Origin of the sequence: Rhizobium sp. OAE497, from assembly GCF_040546565.1 — a bacterium.
Lineage (GTDB): Bacteria > Pseudomonadota > Alphaproteobacteria > Rhizobiales > Rhizobiaceae > Rhizobium.
Genome location: NZ_JBEPOA010000001.1, coordinates 602,405 through 618,368 on the forward strand (window position 1 = coordinate 602,405; position 15,964 = coordinate 618,368).

18 protein-coding genes are annotated in these 15,964 nt (G+C 59.7%); all 18 read left to right on the forward strand.

Annotated features, from left to right (window positions below; all coding sequences use genetic code 11):
• Position 1 precedes the first annotated feature (1 nt).
• Entirely contained in the window at positions 2 to 1,315 is a 1,314-nt protein-coding gene (gene motC, locus ABIE40_RS03055) for a chemotaxis protein MotC (protein WP_112713272.1), read from the forward strand.
• Between the two features lies 1 nt (position 1,316).
• Positions 1,317 to 2,726 carry a flagellar hook-length control protein FliK gene (gene fliK / locus ABIE40_RS03060; protein ID WP_199626779.1) on the forward strand — a complete coding sequence of 470 codons (1,410 nt, stop codon included), beginning with the start codon at positions 1,317 to 1,319 and terminating at the stop codon, positions 2,724 to 2,726.
• Positions 2,647 to 3,231: a transglycosylase SLT domain-containing protein gene (locus ABIE40_RS03065; RefSeq protein WP_112713270.1), complete on the forward strand. Its 585-nt coding sequence runs from the start codon at positions 2,647 to 2,649 to the stop codon at positions 3,229 to 3,231. The genes fliK and ABIE40_RS03065 overlap by 80 nt, the downstream gene beginning before the upstream one ends.
• A gap of 281 nt (positions 3,232 to 3,512) precedes the next feature.
• Entirely contained in the window at positions 3,513 to 4,184 is a 672-nt protein-coding gene (rem, locus tag ABIE40_RS03070) for a transcriptional activator Rem (RefSeq protein WP_112713268.1), read from the forward strand.
• Between the two features lie 126 nt (positions 4,185 to 4,310).
• Positions 4,311 to 5,636: a flagellar hook protein FlgE gene (locus ABIE40_RS03075; RefSeq protein ID WP_199626188.1), complete on the forward strand. Its 1,326-nt coding sequence runs from the start codon at positions 4,311 to 4,313 to the stop codon at positions 5,634 to 5,636.
• A gap of 20 nt (positions 5,637 to 5,656) precedes the next feature.
• The gene (gene flgK, locus ABIE40_RS03080; RefSeq protein ID WP_199626189.1) at positions 5,657 to 7,201 is read left to right on the forward strand and encodes a flagellar hook-associated protein FlgK; all 1,545 of its coding nucleotides are present in this window, start codon (positions 5,657 to 5,659) and stop codon (positions 7,199 to 7,201) included.
• Positions 7,202 to 7,203: 2 nt separating this feature from the next.
• Complete coding sequence (locus ABIE40_RS03085) at positions 7,204 to 8,328, forward strand: flagellar hook-associated family protein (RefSeq protein ID WP_199626190.1); 1,125 nt, start codon at positions 7,204 to 7,206, stop codon at positions 8,326 to 8,328.
• A 29-nt stretch (positions 8,329 to 8,357) separates the two neighbouring features.
• The gene (gene flaF / locus ABIE40_RS03090) at positions 8,358 to 8,705 is read left to right on the forward strand and encodes a flagellar biosynthesis regulator FlaF (protein ID WP_112713260.1); all 348 of its coding nucleotides are present in this window, start codon (positions 8,358 to 8,360) and stop codon (positions 8,703 to 8,705) included.
• Complete coding sequence (flbT, locus tag ABIE40_RS03095; protein WP_112713258.1) at positions 8,702 to 9,151, forward strand: flagellar biosynthesis repressor FlbT; 450 nt, start codon at positions 8,702 to 8,704, stop codon at positions 9,149 to 9,151. The genes flaF and flbT overlap by 4 nt, the downstream gene beginning before the upstream one ends.
• Complete coding sequence (flgD, locus tag ABIE40_RS03100) at positions 9,142 to 9,627, forward strand: flagellar hook assembly protein FlgD (protein WP_199626191.1); 486 nt, start codon at positions 9,142 to 9,144, stop codon at positions 9,625 to 9,627. Before flbT ends, flgD begins: the two co-directional genes overlap by 10 nt.
• 48 nt (positions 9,628 to 9,675) lie before the next feature.
• Positions 9,676 to 9,942 carry a flagellar biosynthesis protein FliQ gene (gene fliQ / locus ABIE40_RS03105; protein ID WP_112713254.1) on the forward strand — a complete coding sequence of 89 codons (267 nt, stop codon included), beginning with the start codon at positions 9,676 to 9,678 and terminating at the stop codon, positions 9,940 to 9,942.
• A 92-nt stretch (positions 9,943 to 10,034) separates the two neighbouring features.
• Positions 10,035 to 12,122: a flagellar biosynthesis protein FlhA gene (flhA, locus tag ABIE40_RS03110; protein ID WP_112713252.1), complete on the forward strand. Its 2,088-nt coding sequence runs from the start codon at positions 10,035 to 10,037 to the stop codon at positions 12,120 to 12,122.
• Positions 12,119 to 12,871, forward strand: a complete 753-nt coding sequence (fliR, locus tag ABIE40_RS03115; protein WP_112713250.1) for a flagellar biosynthetic protein FliR — start codon at positions 12,119 to 12,121, stop codon at positions 12,869 to 12,871. Before flhA ends, fliR begins: the two co-directional genes overlap by 4 nt.
• A 4-nt stretch (positions 12,872 to 12,875) precedes the next feature.
• Entirely contained in the window at positions 12,876 to 13,286 is a 411-nt protein-coding gene (locus ABIE40_RS03120; RefSeq protein WP_199626192.1) for a hypothetical protein, read from the forward strand.
• Positions 13,287 to 13,321: 35 nt separating this feature from the next.
• Positions 13,322 to 13,882, forward strand: coding sequence for a rod-binding protein (locus ABIE40_RS03125; RefSeq protein ID WP_112713246.1), 561 nt, complete (start codon positions 13,322 to 13,324; stop codon positions 13,880 to 13,882).
• A 12-nt stretch (positions 13,883 to 13,894) separates the two neighbouring features.
• On the forward strand, positions 13,895 to 14,260 hold the full coding sequence (locus ABIE40_RS03130; protein ID WP_112713244.1) for a hypothetical protein: 366 nt from the start codon (positions 13,895 to 13,897) through the stop codon (positions 14,258 to 14,260).
• Entirely contained in the window at positions 14,260 to 14,802 is a 543-nt protein-coding gene (locus ABIE40_RS03135; protein WP_130279049.1) for a hypothetical protein, read from the forward strand. Before ABIE40_RS03130 ends, ABIE40_RS03135 begins: the two co-directional genes overlap by 1 nt.
• 290 nt (positions 14,803 to 15,092) lie before the next feature.
• Positions 15,093 to 15,932, forward strand: coding sequence for a WecB/TagA/CpsF family glycosyltransferase (locus ABIE40_RS03140; RefSeq protein ID WP_199626193.1), 840 nt, complete (start codon positions 15,093 to 15,095; stop codon positions 15,930 to 15,932).
• Positions 15,933 to 15,964: the final 32 nt, after the last annotated feature.

The following is a 15,964-nucleotide window of genomic DNA, read 5'->3' on the forward strand; positions in this document are numbered from 1 at the left end:
CATGGCGCGCCGCAAGCACCATCGTCTTCTGTCGATCGCACTCGGGCTGGCGCTTGCAGCGCCTGCGGCCGCGCGCGCCGACGAGCAGGAAGATCTGGCGCCTTACAAGATGCTGCGCTCGCTGCAGTTCGTGCAGGATTCCGTTGTCTCAGGCGATCACTCCGCCGCGGAAATGCAGCGCTTCATGCTGGGCACGATCGATCAGCGCCTACGCACCGTCGATCCCGCCGTCTTTGATGACGATCGCAACGTCGATGCGGCGCTTGTCTATGCGATGAGCGGCGGTAACCCCGCCACGCTCGAATATCTCGTCTCACGCGACGTCAACGGCTATTTCGACAATCGCGTCACCGATGTGCTGCGCAAGTATCTGAGCGGCAAGGGCCTGCTCGTCGCCAAGACGCTGGTCGAGACTGCAAACGAATATCGCGACAAGAAGATCGGCCCCTATCTCTCGCTGGTCGGCGGCAACGTCATGGTTGCCCGCAGTCCGCTCGAGGCGCTGAAGCTCTACGATCAGGCGCGCCTATCGGCGCCCGGTACTATCGTTGAGGAGGCGGCGTTGCGCCGCTCCGTGGCGATCAGCGTCGAGGCCGGGCTTGTCGACAAGGGCATGGCCTATTCGCAGCGCTATGTCCGCCGCTTCCTGCACTCCCCCTATGCCAGCCAGTTCGCCGATCTCTTCGTCAAGCTGATCGTCGATCATGAGCATGACGTGAAGACCGAGGACGTCGTCAGCATCCTGAGTTTCATGGATGATGCGCGTCAGCGCGAAGTCTATCTGCGCATCGCGCGCGCTGCAGGCATTGCCGGCAAGGTCGAGCTCTCCAAGACTGCTGCCGAACACGCCCAGGCCCTGTCGGGCGGCGAAACCGATCCGCTCGGCGCGCTGGCGAGCTTCTATGGCAATATGGCCTCGGTCTCGACGCCGGACGTCGATTCGGCGGCCCAGCATATCGGCAAGGTCGCCGATGGCGATCTCTCGGATCGCGACAAGGCGCTGCGGGCCGCTGCCCGCTCCGTGGCAGAACAAGTATTGAAAGCGCCTGACCCTGCAAGCTTGACGCAAGCAAGCGATTCTACTTCTTCTAATGAAGAGAATACTTCAGAACAGGCCGCTGTTACTACGGACGCCGAATCGCAATCGCCCACCGCTCCCCCATCGGAACCGGTTGACGACGGAGCGGCACCGGCGCTCCCGGCAGACAGCAGCCAGGACCAGCAGAATGCTGATCCTGCCTACAAATCCTTTATGGCTGCGAACCGGTCCAAGCTTGACGATATCGACAAGTTGCTGGGCGAAGAGGGCAATTGAGATCATGGATATCAGCGTTTCGGGGGGAACGGCACCGGTTGAGGCGCCGTCAGCGAAATCCAATCGCCCTGTCGGCAAGGACGATGATGGCGGCAAGGGCGGCTTTTCGGACGTCCTGCAGAAAGCCGGCGATAACGGCCAGGGCGCGAACGACGCGCAGGCCGCTGACGGTTCGCAGCCCGCTGACGCACAGGCCGATGCCAACGTCATCGCCCGGTCGCGCCAGCATCCGAAGCCGATCATCGACCTCAGCGACACCTCGCTAAAGCCGCAGGCCGAAACCAAGCCGGAGACGGTCTCGGTCGGCAAGACGCTGAAGGAGCAGTTGCAGGAAGCCGCTGCGCTGCCGAAGGAAAAGAATACCAAGGACAAGTCCGACAAGCTCGACGAAGACACCCTGCCGCAGGCGGCCAAGGGCGCCAAGCCGGCAAAGGGCGAAGAAACCAAGAAGTCTTCCAAGGGCGAGACCGAGGATGCCGCAAGCGATGCGCTTGATCTCCTGAAGAAAGACGTCCCGCAGCAGCCTGCCGTGATCACCACGGTCATGCAGGGCACCGCCGTGAAGGCGAAGGACGACACCGCGCCTGGCAAGGACAAGAAGGAAGATAAGGTCGAGGCAACCGGCAAGGCGGAAACGCATGCGACGGACGCGCTGGCGGCGATCAGCGGCCCGAAGGCTGCCGAGGTGCCCGTGCCTGGCGCTGAGGGCTCCGAGGCTGCCGATGGCAAGATCTTCCGTTTGAGCCGCGCCGATGGCCGCGGTGAATCGATGGATATTCATATCGGCACCGAAAATGCCGGAGAGACCGGCGCCAAGACCAAGACGGATATCGAGAACGTCACCGTGCTCGAATCGCGCCGCTATATCGGCCTCGCGCAGAACTCCGCTTCGGTCACCGCTGCCATTAGCGGCGACAAGGAATGGGCGCAGGCCATGCAGCCTGGCTCGGCGCTGTCGAACGCCGCCGAGTGGACGAGCACCGGCAAGGTCGTCAATACGCTGAAGATCCAGATGACGCCGATTGATCTCGGTCTCGTCACGGCGACGATGCGCCTGTCCGGCGATGCCCTCAACGTCGATCTGAAGGTCGAGACGGGTGCGGCCTACCGTCAGCTCAAGGAAGATCACAGCAAGATCCTCGAATCGCTGCGCAGCCAGGGTTACACGGTCGACAACGTCACCATTAGCATGGCGCCGGTCGAAAAGACCGATACCAGCGCACAGGCGAACGCACAGGGCCAGTCCGGCCAGCAATCCCTGCAGCAGGGACAGGGCGGCGAGGCGCGTGAGCGCCAGTCGCAGACCGCACAGCGAGGGAATGGAGGCTTTGATGGCGCAGCTGAGACCGGCGTGGAAGGCGCTGCTTCTGGCTCCGATCGCAGCAGCGGCTCTGGCGGCGTTTACCTCTGAGGCAGCCGCCTCCAACGGTGCCTGCGAGAAGGAAATCCAGTCGGCCGCTGCCAAGTACGGCATCCCCGAAGGCATCCTCTACTCGGTCGGTTTGACGGAGACGGGACGCAAGGGATCGTTGTATCCCTTCGCGCTCAATATCGAGGGAAAGGCGGTCTTTCCACCCTCCGAAGCAGATGCCATGCGCCAGTTCGATACGGCGACCCGCGCCGGCGCGAAACTGATCGACATCGGCTGCATGCAGATCAACCATTACTTTCATGGCGAGAACTTCCGCTCCGCCGAGGAGATGTTTGACCCGCACACCAATGTGGAATATGCGGCGAAGTTCCTGCGCAACCTCCACGACCGTCACGAAACCTGGACGATGGCGGTAGCGAGATACCACGCAGGACCCAACAACGACCCCGCGCAGAAGCAGTATGTCTGCCGGGTGATCGCCAATCTGGTCGCCACCGGCTACGGCAAGTGGACTCCTAATGCGAGTAACTTCTGTCAGAATTGATGCAATCAAAGATGGCAAAAAGAGAACAAAGCGGAATCGTGTCGAAATGTGGCAGGAATCCGCCAGAATCTGGCCACGCAAGGCCTAATTTACCAGGTGTTAACTTTTCCACGAAATTTTTGTGTGCATAAGTCCGGTGACCTACTATATGTAGAGCAAATCGGGACGCAAAGGTTAAGCAACTATTAATTCCTGCCATTAACTTCCAACACCTTGTTCCAGATTCGTACGATTCGTACCCATAGATCATCGAAGTGCCACACTGATTCGGAGGCGGACGAATGATCGTCGTGGTTGATGAGCGCGAGCTCGTTAAGGATGGATATACATCTCTATTTGGCCGGGAAGGCATTCCTTCGACAGGCTTTGATCCAAACGAATTTGGCGAATGGGTGCAGACGGCGGCGGACTCGGATATCGCTGCTGTTGAAGCATTCCTGATCGGCCAGGGCCAGCAGACCTTTGAGCTGCCGCGGGCAATCCGCGATCGCTCCCAGGCGCCTGTCATCGCAGTCAGCGATCAGCCCTCGCTCGAAACGACGCTTGCACTTTTTGATTGCGGTGTCGACGACGTGGTCCGCAAGCCGGTCCACCCCCGTGAAATCCTCGCTCGCGCTGCGGCCATCCGCCGCCGCCTGAAAGCGATTGCAAGCCACACCGATATCGGCGCCATCCGCGTCTTCTCGGACGGCCGCGATCCCGAGATTCACGGCGAAGTTTTCGCGCTGCCGCGCCGCGAGCGCCGCATCCTCGAATATTTGATTGCCAACCGTGGACGCCGCGTCACGAAGACCCAGATCTTCAACGCCATCTACGGCATCTTCGACGAGGAAGTCGAAGAGAACGTCGTCGAAAGCCATATCTCCAAGCTGCGCAAGAAGCTGCGCAAGAAGCTCGGTTTCGACCCGGTCGATTCGAAGCGCTTCCTTGGCTACTGCATCGACTGGAACTGATTTCAGTGCTGGGCCCTGCTGCGCGGGCGCCCGTTCAACATTTCGAACGGGCCGCTCGCCACCAGACAGCTTCACGCAAGGCCCGCCAAATACTCTCCAAGCTATCAAGGAAAACGAGGTTTTCAGATGAGCATTTTTGGCAGCATGAAGACGGCAGTGTCCGGCATGAATGCCCAGGCAAACCGCCTGAGCACCGTCGCCGACAACATCGCGAACGCAAACACCACGGGCTACAAGTCGGTATCGACGGCATTTTCGTCGCTCGTCCTGCCGTCCTCGGCCGGCAACTACAACTCCGGTGGTGTTCAGACGTCCGTCCGCCAGTCCGTGACTTCCCAGGGTGATCTCTCCTACACGACCTCGGGCACCGACCTCGCCATTTCGGGCGATGGCTTCTTCATCGTCCAGAGCCCGGACGGAACCTCGGTTCTGACCCGCGCCGGCGATTTCACCAAGGACAAGAACGGCAACCTGGTCAACGCCGCCGGCTTCACGCTCATGGGCTATCCCTACACGGCAGGCCCGCCGGCAGTCGTCGTCAACGGTTTCGATGGCCTCGTTCCCGTCAACGTCAACCAGTCCGGCCTGACCGCGATCGAATCGACGAGCGCCACCTTCTCCGGCAACTTGAACTCCGACATGCCCGTTGTGCCGGCTGCCGACTTGCCGAGCGCAAACGTCGACCCGGGCGTCAGCGCGGCCGGTACGCCCAACACCTACAAGACGTCGATGGTTGTCTTCGACAAGCTTGGTGGCAAGGTTCAGTACGATTTCTACTTCACTAAGTCAGCCGCAGCCACTGCGACGACGTCCGGTGAATGGGACGTGGCGATCTACCGCAAGGACGCGGCGGCAACGTCAGGCACGAGCTCGTTCCCGTATACCCCGGCTACTCCGGTTGCCAGCGGCACGATGGTCTTCGACAAGAGCGGCAATCTGATTACCGACCCGGCCGATGCGGACGCTGGTTCGATTACCGGAAACGTCACCATTGCAGATACGACGAGCGATCTCAGCATCGATCTCGATCTTTCGAAGTACACGCAGAAGGCTTCCGCCAACAGCGGCACGGGTTCGCCGAACGGTCAGCCGGCCAGTGAAGTCACCGGCGTCACCATCGACAAGGATGGCACGGTTTACGCCAACTACAAGGAAGGCGATCCGAAGCCGGTCTTCCGCATTCCTCTGGCGACTGTTGCCAGCCCGGACGAGCTGACGCTTCTCAGCGGCAACGTCTATCAGGCAAACGGCCGATCGGGCGTTACGGTCACCGGCTACCCCCAGACCAACGGTTTCGGCTCTATCCAGGCCGGCGCACTCGAAGGCTCGAACGTCGACCTCGCAGGTGAGCTGACCGAGATGATCGAATCTCAGCGCAGCTACACCGCCAATTCCAAGGTCTTCCAGACGGGTTCGGACATCATGGACGTCCTCGTCAACCTCAAGCGATAATCTAGGGTAACCGGTAAGCCATGTCGCTCACGTCAGCACTTAATACGGCTCAAAGCATCTTCAACAACACGGGCACGCAGAGCGCGATCGTGTCGGGGAATATCGCCAATGCCGGCAACAAGGACTATGTGCGCCGGCAGGCGATGATCAGCACGTCGCTGGATGGCGCATCGGTAGTCAAGATTGACCGTGCGCAGGAGGATGCTCTCCTGCGCCAGTACCTTGCAAGCAACTCGCAGGACAGTGCACAGCAGACGCTGTTGAACGGCCTTGAAGACGTCAAGAGCATTCTCGGCGGTAACGATTATGAGACGTCCCCGTCCTCATACCTCGCCGCCTTCCAGCAAAAGCTCGGCGCATTCCAGACATCCCCGAACAACGCCGTTGCCGCACAAGGCGCGATCAGCGCAGCGCAAGACCTTGCAAACTCGCTGAACAATGCGACGGCATCGGTTCAAAACACCCGAGCGGCCGCAGACAAGTCGATCGCGACCCAGGTTGACACGTTGAACTCGTTGCTCTCGCAGTTCGAGACGGCCAACAACGCCGTCAAGAATGCGGTCAACACCAACTCCGACCCGTCGGATGCATTGGACCAGCGCGACAAGCTGCTGAAGCAGATCTCCAGCATCGTCAGCGTCAATCCGGTGTCGCGCAGCGGCAACGACATGGCGCTTTACACCGCCGATGGCGTCGTACTCTTCGACACCGTTCCGCGCTCGGTTCAATTCACGCCGACGCCGACCTACCAGGCGAGCGACAAGGGCAACGGTGTCTATATTGACGGCGTGGCTCTCGCCATGGGGCAGGGCGGCACGACCTCTGGCCAGGGAAGCCTTCAGGCGCTTCTGCAGATTCGCGATGACGTCGCGCCGAAGTTCCAGAACCAGCTGGACGAAATCGCCAAGGGCCTCATCAACATGTTCGCGGAGACCAACTCCGACGGCAGTTCGACGAAGCCAGGCTTGTTCACATGGACGGATTCGACCGGCGCTGTCGGCGGAATGCCGCCGATCGATACGACCACGAACCCAGCCACCAGCCCGATCATCTCAGGCTTGGCAGGTTCGATCAAGGTAAGCTCCGCGGTCATCACCTCACAAGGTGGCGACCCCATGAAGCTTCGTGACGGTTCGATCAACGATCCGGTGCCTGCCCCGACGACGCCGCCCTATTTCAATACGAATCCTACGGGCAATGGCGGTTACACGGCGCAGCTCGACAAATACTACAATGCGATGAGCGCGAAGGTCGATTTCGACCCGGGCACCGGCGTAGTCGGTTTCAACACCGGCTCCGGCATCGATTCCAACGTCAGCATCATGGATTTTGCCGCCAACTCTGTCGGTTGGCTCGAACAGTACCGCAGCAGCGCCAGCGATGCCTCTGAGAACACGTCGGCTGCTCTGTCGCGCTCGGACCAGGCCTATTCAAATGAGACTGGCGTCAACCTCGACGAGGAGCTGACGCTGATGCTCGATATCGAGCAGTCCTACAAGGCGGCGACGAAGATTTTGAACGCCGTCGATGAAATGCTGAAGTCATTGCTGGATATTGCGAGTTAACGATGAAAAGCTCATTCATTTCTAGTTCGGCCATTCAGAACGCCATGCGGTTGACGATCCGTCAGTCGCAGAACCAGATGGTTCAGTCGGCAGTCGAGGCCAGCACCAAGATGTACGCCGACGTCGGCGTAGCGCTCGGTGTGAATACGGCGAAGAGCATCGACTTCAACCGCGAAATCGACCGTATCAAGTCGATCAAGGACAGCAATTCCGTCGTCAACCTTCGCCTGGAAATGTCGCAGAACGGTCTCGGTGACCTGAACAGCTCTGCCGACGATCTGATGGCCAAGCTGACGGCGCTTAAGGGCAGCGAAAGCGCGACGACGATCAGCGTCACATTGCAGCAGGCATCCAGCGCGTTCTCGACGCTGATGGGGACTGCGAACTCGTCTGCCAACGGCGAGTACCTCTTCTCCGGCGTCAACACCGATGTGCCGCCGCTGACCGACCAGAGCTCTGCAGCAATCAGCGCCATGCAGACCAATCTGCAGGCCTATGCCAGCGGCCTGACCAATCCCGTCACCGGCAATCCCAAGACGGTTGCCGATCTCGATGAAACCGACATGAAGAATTTCATGACGACGTTCGTCGAGCCGATGTTCACCGGTGACACGTTGCCGGCAGGCTATCCGGTCGGCGCACCGGTGCCGACGTCAGGCGCTTACGTCACGAACCCGCCGGCTTGGGGCGATTGGTCTTCTGCATCGAACCAGAACATGACCAGCCGCATCAGCAATTCGGAAGTCGTCACGTCTTCGACCAATGCCAATTCGGACGGCATGCGCTATTTCGCCATGGCGACGATCATGACGCAGGCCCTGGCCGGTCAGGGGCTTGGAACGGCCGGCATGGCGGGTCTGTCGGATGGCGCAATTGACTATGCAGGCCGGGCCGTTGACGGTCTGACGGGCCAGCAGAGCCAGCTTGGTCTCTCCCAGGAGCGTGTGACGAAGTCCAACGACGCACTGGATGCGCAGTCGACTATTCTGCAGGGCAAACTCATCGATCTCACGGGCGTGGATCCGGTCGAGGCGACCACGATCGTCAAGAACATGGAAACCCAGCTTCAGACCTCTTACACGATCATCTCGAAGATCCAGCAGTTGAGCCTCGTAAACTACCTTTGATGATCAAAGGTACCTAGAAGGATGCATGAATGTATCAGTTCTCTTATGCCGAGGTCATGCAAGACTCGGTGGCCGATGCAAAAGAAAGGGAACGACAAGTTCTCGATCGGTCTATCGAAATGCTTGCCGCGGCGCGCGACAAGGGAAAATACGGCCGGGAAGCCATCGAGGCGCTGTTTTACACTCGCCGCGTTTGGGTCAGCTTCGTGGAGGACTTGAAGCACCCGGACAATCAGCTTGAGATTGAGCTCCGCGCCAATCTGATTTCGATCGCAATCTGGATTTTGAAGGAATGCGACAGGATCAGACGGCGGCAATCGGACAACTACCAGGGCATTATCGACATTACCACCATCATCAGGGATGGACTTAAATGAAAAGTACACTTCGCATTTCACTTAAAGCCGGGGAAAGAATCTTCATCAACGGCGCGGTTTTGCGCGTTGACCGCAAGGTCGCGCTGGAATTCCTGAATGATGTGACCTTCCTTCTCGAGAATCACGTCCTGCAGCCGGAAGATGCCACGACGCCTCTGCGCCAGCTTTACTTCATCGCGCAGATGATCCTCATCAACCCGGAAGGCAAGGAACAGTCGACGGCGATGTTCCGCAAGTCGATCACCATGCTGCTGACCTGCTTCCGCAACGAGGAAGTTCTGGCCGAACTGAAGCGCATCGACGGTCTGGTTTCGACCGGCCGCGCCTTTGATGCTCTGAAGGCGATCCGCTCGCTCTACGCCATTGAGGACAACATCCTCAACACGCAGGAAATGGCGCCGGCGATGGTCGAACAGATCCGCAAGGAGATCGCACCATGGCGGTAAGCGGCGTCGGAGCGACGGACACTTCGTCCTCGTCGAGCAGCACGTCTTCTGCCCAGCAGAAGGCGACGCTGAACTACGATAACTTCCTTCAGCTGCTGATCGCGCAGATGAAGAACCAGGATCCGACCGATCCCGTAGATGCCAGCGAGCAAATGTCTCAGCTCGCCAGCTTCTCGCAGGTCGAACAGACGATCCAGACGAATACCAAGCTCGACACGCTGCTTTCCAGCTCCAGCCTCACTCAGGCCGGCAGCTACATCGGCAAGTACATGGAAAGCGCGGACGGTAGCGTCAAAGGCGTCATCTCCTCGGTCAAGGTTTATTCCGACGGCATCATTGCAACGACGAAGGATGGCGGTAAAATTCTCGTCCAGACTGGCGTCACGATCTCTGATTCGGCGCCGGCGACGACCCCGACGGACGGCTCGACCACGACAGGCGATAACAGCAGCTCTGGCAGCTCGTCCAGCACCTAAGTCCGGCTCGCGCCGGACTTTTCTCCCAGGGCGATATGAGGTTGCCTTATGAATGAAGCTGATGCACTCGATCTGTTCCAGGCAGCCATCTGGACCGTGCTTGTCGCGGCGGGCCCCGCGGTTGCTGCGGCCATGGTCGTCGGTCTGATCATCGCGCTCATTCAGGCCCTCACGCAGATCCAGGAAGCGACGCTGACCTTCGTTCCGAAGATCGTTGCCGTCCTGATCACCGTCGGCATCTCGGCGCCCTTCGTCGGCTCGCAGATTTCGATCTTCACGGACATGGTTTTTTCGCGCATCCAGTCCGGCTTCTGAGCCATCTTCGCGCAAGCTTCGCCATTTAACTGTCGATCCGAATAGGGCGGGTCCCGGTATCCGCCTCCTCTCATGAAGAGACGGAACCAGTTATGGCGCAACCACCTGCACTACCGCTTCCCAAATCCGCACCGAGTTTGCGCGATATCGGCTTTGCCTTCGGCATCATCGTTATCATCTGCATTCTCTTCCTGCCGATTCCGCCATTTCTGATCGACCTCGGCCTGGCATTCTCGATCGCTTTCTCGGTGCTGATCCTCATGGTCGCGCTGTGGATCAAGAAGCCGCTGGAATTCTCGTCATTCCCGACCATTCTGCTGATCGCGACCATGACGCGACTGGCGCTGAACATCGCCACGACGCGCGTCATCCTTTCGCACGGCAACGAAGGCCATGATGCGGCCGGTGGCGTTATCGCCGGCTTCGCAAGCCTCGTCATGTCCGGCGACTTCGTGATCGGTCTGATCGTCTTCCTGATCCTGATCACCATCAACTTCATCGTCATCACCAAGGGTGCGACGCGTATCGCGGAAGTCGGCGCGCGTTTCACCTTGGACGCCATTCCCGGTAAGCAGATGTCGATCGACGCTGACCTTTCGGCCGGCATCATCGACGAGAAGGAAGCCCAACGGCGCCGTAAGGAACTCGAAGAAGAAAGCTCCTTCTTCGGTGCCATGGACGGTGCGTCCAAGTTCGTGCGCGGTGATGCTGTCGCCGGCCTTCTGATCACCGGCATCAACGTCTTCGGCGGCATCATCATCGGCTATTTCCGCCACGGCATGCCGATCGGCGAAGCAGCTGACGTCTTCGTCAAGCTTTCGGTCGGCGACGGTCTCGTGTCGCAGATGCCGGCTCTTATCGTTTCGCTCGCTGCAGGCCTCCTGGTCTCGCGCGGCGGCAATGTCGGCTCCACCGACGAAGCGGTTATCGGTCAGCTTTCCGGCTATCCGCGCGCGCTCTCGGTCTCGGCCGCCCTCATGGCCATCCTCGGCCTGATGCCCGGTCTGCCGACCGTCCCCTTCATGCTGCTCGGCGGCCTGATGGCTTTCGGCGCCTGGTTCATCCCGCGCCAGATCGAGGCTGAGAACAAGATCCGCCGCGAACAGGAAGAAAAGAAGGTCGTCCAGAGCAAGGAGCTCGAGAAGGACTCGGTCAAGTCGGTCCTGCGCACCTCGGAGATCGAGCTCGCACTCGGCAAGATGGTCTCGACCCGCCTGCTCGGCGCGCATCAGGAACTCGCCTTCCGCGTCGGCAAGATGCGCAAGAAGTTCGCGACGCAATACGGTTTCGTCGTTCCCGAAATCAAGGTCACCGACGATATCGCGATCGCCGAAAAATCCTACCAGATCCGCATCCACGGCACGACCGTCGCATCGAACCAGCTGCGTGTCGGTGAAGTGCTGGTCGTCACCGGTTCCGGCCGCAAGCCGCGTATTCCGGGAGACGAAATCCGCGAACCCGCTTTCGGCATGCCGGCGGTTTCGGTCCTCGAAGCCTTTACCGAAGATCTGAAGCGCGAAGGCTTCCAGCCGATCGACAACGTCTCCGTCGTCCTGACGCATATGAGCGAAGTCATCCGCAACAACCTGCCGCAGCTCCTGTCCTATAAGGACGTCAAGGTGCTGATCGACCGGCTCGATCCGGAATACAAGAAGCTGGCGGACGAAATCTGCACCTCGCACATGTCCTATTCGGGGCTGCAGGCGGTGCTGAAGCTGCTGCTCGCCGAGCGCGTCTCGATCCGCAACCTGCACCTGATCCTCGAAGCCGTCGCCGAGCTCGCACCGCATGTCCGCAAGACCGAGCAGATCGTGGAACACGTCCGCATCCGCATGGCGCAGCAGATTTGCGGCGACCTTGCCGATAACGGTGTGCTCCGCGTCCTGCGACTCGGCAGCAAGTGGGATCTCGCCTTCCACCAGGCTCTGAAGCGCGACAACAAGGGCGAAGTTGTCGAATTCGACATCGATCCGCGTGCTCTCGAAGAGTTCAGCGAGCAGGCGACGAAGGTTATCCGTGAATTCATGGATCGCGGCCTGCCTTTCTGCCTTGTCACGTCGCCGGAAACGCGCTCCTATGTGCGCATGATCATCGAACGCTTGTTCGCGACGCTTCCGGTTCTGTCCCACGTCGAGTTGGCGAAGGGCATCGAGATAAAGATTTTGGGCTCGGTTTCATGATAACAGACCCGCAGGGCACCATCCTTGCGCTCTTTCTGATCTTTTGCAGGGTTGGTGGTTGCGTCTTGGCGATGCCGGGGTTTTCCTCGGCACGCGTGCCTGAAATCCTGCGGGTTTTCGTTGCTGCCGGTCTGTCTCTCGCCTTGCTGCCGATGATGTGGGATACGGTCTATCCCTCGGTCAGCGGCACCAGCGCCACCTATATCGGCCTGATCTTCACCGAATCGCTGATCGGCGTCATGTACGGCCTGCTCGCCCGCGTCTACACGATGGGCTTCCAGTTTGCCGCAACGATCATCGCCATGATGGTCGGCTACACCTCGCCGGCCGGCAACGACGTCGTCGAAGATTCGCAGGAAACCAGCCTGTCCGGTTTCATCACCTTCGCCGGCATCATGGTTCTCTTCCTGATGGATTTCCATCACATCGTCTTCAAGGCGCTGGTCGATTCCTACACGACCATGCCCTTCGGCGGCCCCGGCGACATGCGCGCCAACCTGATCTCGCTGACCGATACGCTGGTCTCGACCACCTACATCATGCTCCGGCTCTCGAGCCCGTTCCTGATCTACAGCATGATGTTCAACGTCTCGATCGGCTTCATCAACAAGCTGGCGCCGCAGATCCCGGTCTACTTCATCTCGACGCCTTATCTGCTGCTCGGCGGGCTCTTCCTGTTCTATTTCTCGGTCGCGGCCCTGATCAGCCAGTTTGCGCAGTCCTTCCCCACCGTCTTCATAGGGCTCTAGAGCAATGGCGGAACAGACCCGGTCTCAGAAGCTGAAGCGCCTGGTCGCGGTGCAGCGTCATCTTGAGCAGATGGCCGAATACGACCTGGCCGAAACAGCGCGCCAGCGCGTCGAGGTCAACCAGTCGATGGAGAATGTCATCGATGCGTTGGGCTCCGTCGATCCGATTCACCGCGCCTTCTCGCAGAGCTATGCCGACCGCTTCGAGCGACTCAGCACCAAGGACAAACAGCTGACGGGCATCCAGCAGCTGCACGAAATGCGCCTGCAGCGCGAGCGTGCAAAGGGCGACAGGCTGGAGGAGGGGATGAAAGAAGCCCTGGAATCCGAGCGCCGCGAGGCCGATGACAGTGCGGTCTACGATATCATCGACCAGAAATTTGCAACGCCAGCCTCCAGCAAGCTTCAAAAATAATAATCGCCACAACCTTACATTAGAGGATTGTGACGTTGGCTATCTCGCCCCCCAGTGATCTTGTCCTGGACGTTGTCAAAGCTGCCGACCCGACAGAGGTCGCGGCCGCCCAGGAGAAACTGAAGGCAGCCCGTGCTGCGTTCCGGGCAACCAGCCTTGCCGAGAACGGCAATGGCTTCTCCTCGAAGATCGAAGGTCTCGAAAGCACGGCGAAAACCGGCCTCGACGACGTCAAGAACCGCGAAAAGACCGAACAGATTCCGGAAACCTACCGGAAGTTCGAATCGATGGTTCTGCAGAACTTCATCAAGAACATGCTGCCGAGCGATAGCGAGCAGGTCTACGGCAAGGGCGCCACCGGCGACATCTGGAAGGGCATGATGGCCGAGCAGCTCGGTAACGTCATCTCCAAGGGTGACGGCATCGGCATCGCCAAGCAGCTCTATCACGATGCCCTTCGCAAGAAGGAAGGCGGCATCGTCAACGCCACTGCCGACCAGGATGACCGCAAGGTCGCCTTCAGCATGATCGACGAATTCCAGCGCAAGACATTTGGCACGCCGACGGCGGAGACCAAGTCCAGTAAAGAAGCATAGCCGAGGATAAAAATGGAAATAATCTCGAACGAATATCGTATCAAATCGGTCCTCGGCCGCCTGGAAATGATCATCGATAACGAGAATACGCGTATCGGTGCCGATCCGCAGTTCGACCTCAAGGTATCGAACGCGCACAAGAGCCGTTGCCTGTATGAGCTGTCGATGCTGTTCCGCGATACCGATCCGGCTGAACTTGCCGCTTCGCATCTCGACCAGCTGCATGGTCTGAAGAAGAAGCTGACGCTCAACGCGCGCCGCGTCGAGGCTCACCTCGAAGCCGTCCGTGCCGTGGCCGATCTCCTGAAGAGCGCCGTGCAGGATGCGGATGCCGACGGTACCTATTCCCAGGAACAATTCGTCGCGCGTGATAACTGATGCTTAAACTCGTCTTTACAGGCATCTGGGTCTGCGTGATCACGCTGGCTTCGGTCTATTTCTCGGTGAAGATGGCCACCGCGCCAGCGCCGCCGCCGGACGATTCCAAGCAGGCGCAGCTCGAGCTTGTCAAAGGCGAGACCGTCACCATTCCGATCATCGGCGATGGTGCGGTAACCGGCTATTTCATTGGCCAGCTGAACTTCATGATGAACAAGGATGTCGTGAAGGGCGCCACGCTGCCGCTGACGGAAATGACGACGGATCAGCTGTTCACGCTGCTCGTCGGCAACAAGATGGTCGATATCAGCAAGGTGAAGTCCTTCGATCCGCAGGCATTCCGCGATGCGGTCAAGAAGGGCATGAACGAGCGGCTGGGCGGCGACTATATCGCCGACGTCATGCTGCAGCAGCTCGATTATCTCTCGAAGGAAGATCAAAAGGCCGCCACCTCCGGCCAGCAGCCGAAGATGGGCAAGCCGGTCAAGATCGTCGAAGCTGCACCTGCAGAGGATGCGGCAGCGGCCCCGGCCGCGCACTGATCGTATTCATCGTCCAGGTCGAGATGGCGCCCCACGGGCGCCATCTGCGTTTTCGGGTCGGTGATGGTTAACCGTTCCTTTCCCCGGTTCCCGCAATGCGACGGGTTTTCCTAAAGGTTGTTTGAAATTGAGCTGATATACCCTTGGTTCAGGCCAGTCATGGCTCTGCATCCGGGATAGCGGCTGCAGGCTTTGCCAGCCACGCTCCCCGCCATCACCGGCAGGAGTGCCGTCTGTCGCTTGTTTTCCGGGATGCTGGGCGCATGAAGCACCCCCTGCAGGAGGTTGGGATGAATCTGATCGCGAATTTCGCGGTTATGGCCTCGCGCCGCACGATTTTCGACGTGCCGGTCTGCGATCTCGGATGGGACGACGCGCTCGTCTTCATCAATGAGCTGGCGTCACTGCCGGTCGGCCAGACGGTCATCTCCTTCGTCAATGCCCACAACATGCTGATGACGCTGCGCGATCCGGAATATCGCGACATCCTCGAGCAGAACCTGGTCCTGCCCGATGGTATCGGCCTCAACATCGCCTCGCAGGTGTCGCATGGCGGCCCGTTCCCGGCCAATCTCAACGGCACCGATTTCGTCCCCGCACTGCTGACCTTCATGGAAACGCCGCGCCGCGTCGGCCTGATCGGCGGCAAGCGCGCCGTCGTCGAGCGCGCTGCGGCGAATTTCGCCAAGCATGCGCCGTGGCACGAATTCGTCGTCATTTCCGATGGTTATTTCGACAAGGACAATCCCGTCGATGTCATCGCCGAGCTCGACGCCCAGAAGGTCGACATGCTGATCATCGGCATGGGCACGCCGCTGCAGGAAAAGTGGGCGCATCGCCATGTCCGTCCGGAGCATGCCCGTCTCGTGCTGACGGTCGGCGCGCTCTTCGATTTCGTCTCGGGCGAGATCCCGCGCGCGCCGGAAACGGTGCGGATGATGCGGCTCGAATGGGCCTACCGATTGGTCCAGGAGCCGTCCCGCCTCTGGCGCCGTTATGTCGTCGGCATTCCGGTCTTCCTGTTTCATGTTCTGCAATACCGGTTCAGCCGGCGCGAGCGGATGTTGAAACTCGATGGTGATCGCGGCAATTCTCTGCCGCCGCAGAAGCGCAGCGGCACGCATCAATAGCGGCCTCCTGAACCGTTCATTAACCATTTCTT

What these genes read in the sequence shown, in the direction of transcription:
- rem (WP_112713268.1), top strand. Translation starts at nt 3,513, where the DNA reads ATGATCGTCGTGGTTGATGAGCGCGAGCTCGTTAAGGATGGATATACA.
- motC (WP_112713272.1), top strand. Translation starts at nt 2, where the DNA reads ATGGCGCGCCGCAAGCACCATCGTCTTCTGTCGATCGCACTCGGGCTG.
- flhA (WP_112713252.1), top strand. Translation starts at nt 10,035, where the DNA reads ATGGCGCAACCACCTGCACTACCGCTTCCCAAATCCGCACCGAGTTTG.
- flbT (WP_112713258.1), top strand. Translation starts at nt 8,702, where the DNA reads ATGAAAAGTACACTTCGCATTTCACTTAAAGCCGGGGAAAGAATCTTC.
- flaF (WP_112713260.1), top strand. Translation starts at nt 8,358, where the DNA reads ATGTATCAGTTCTCTTATGCCGAGGTCATGCAAGACTCGGTGGCCGAT.
- ABIE40_RS03135 (WP_130279049.1), top strand. Translation starts at nt 14,260, where the DNA reads ATGCTTAAACTCGTCTTTACAGGCATCTGGGTCTGCGTGATCACGCTG.
- ABIE40_RS03065 (WP_112713270.1), top strand. Translation starts at nt 2,647, where the DNA reads ATGGCGCAGCTGAGACCGGCGTGGAAGGCGCTGCTTCTGGCTCCGATC.
- ABIE40_RS03120 (WP_199626192.1), top strand. Translation starts at nt 12,876, where the DNA reads ATGGCGGAACAGACCCGGTCTCAGAAGCTGAAGCGCCTGGTCGCGGTG.
- flgK (WP_199626189.1), top strand. Translation starts at nt 5,657, where the DNA reads ATGTCGCTCACGTCAGCACTTAATACGGCTCAAAGCATCTTCAACAAC.
- ABIE40_RS03130 (WP_112713244.1), top strand. Translation starts at nt 13,895, where the DNA reads ATGGAAATAATCTCGAACGAATATCGTATCAAATCGGTCCTCGGCCGC.
- fliQ (WP_112713254.1), top strand. Translation starts at nt 9,676, where the DNA reads ATGAATGAAGCTGATGCACTCGATCTGTTCCAGGCAGCCATCTGGACC.
- fliR (WP_112713250.1), top strand. Translation starts at nt 12,119, where the DNA reads ATGATAACAGACCCGCAGGGCACCATCCTTGCGCTCTTTCTGATCTTT.
- ABIE40_RS03085 (WP_199626190.1), top strand. Translation starts at nt 7,204, where the DNA reads ATGAAAAGCTCATTCATTTCTAGTTCGGCCATTCAGAACGCCATGCGG.
- flgD (WP_199626191.1), top strand. Translation starts at nt 9,142, where the DNA reads ATGGCGGTAAGCGGCGTCGGAGCGACGGACACTTCGTCCTCGTCGAGC.
- ABIE40_RS03075 (WP_199626188.1), top strand. Translation starts at nt 4,311, where the DNA reads ATGAGCATTTTTGGCAGCATGAAGACGGCAGTGTCCGGCATGAATGCC.
- ABIE40_RS03140 (WP_199626193.1), top strand. Translation starts at nt 15,093, where the DNA reads ATGAATCTGATCGCGAATTTCGCGGTTATGGCCTCGCGCCGCACGATT.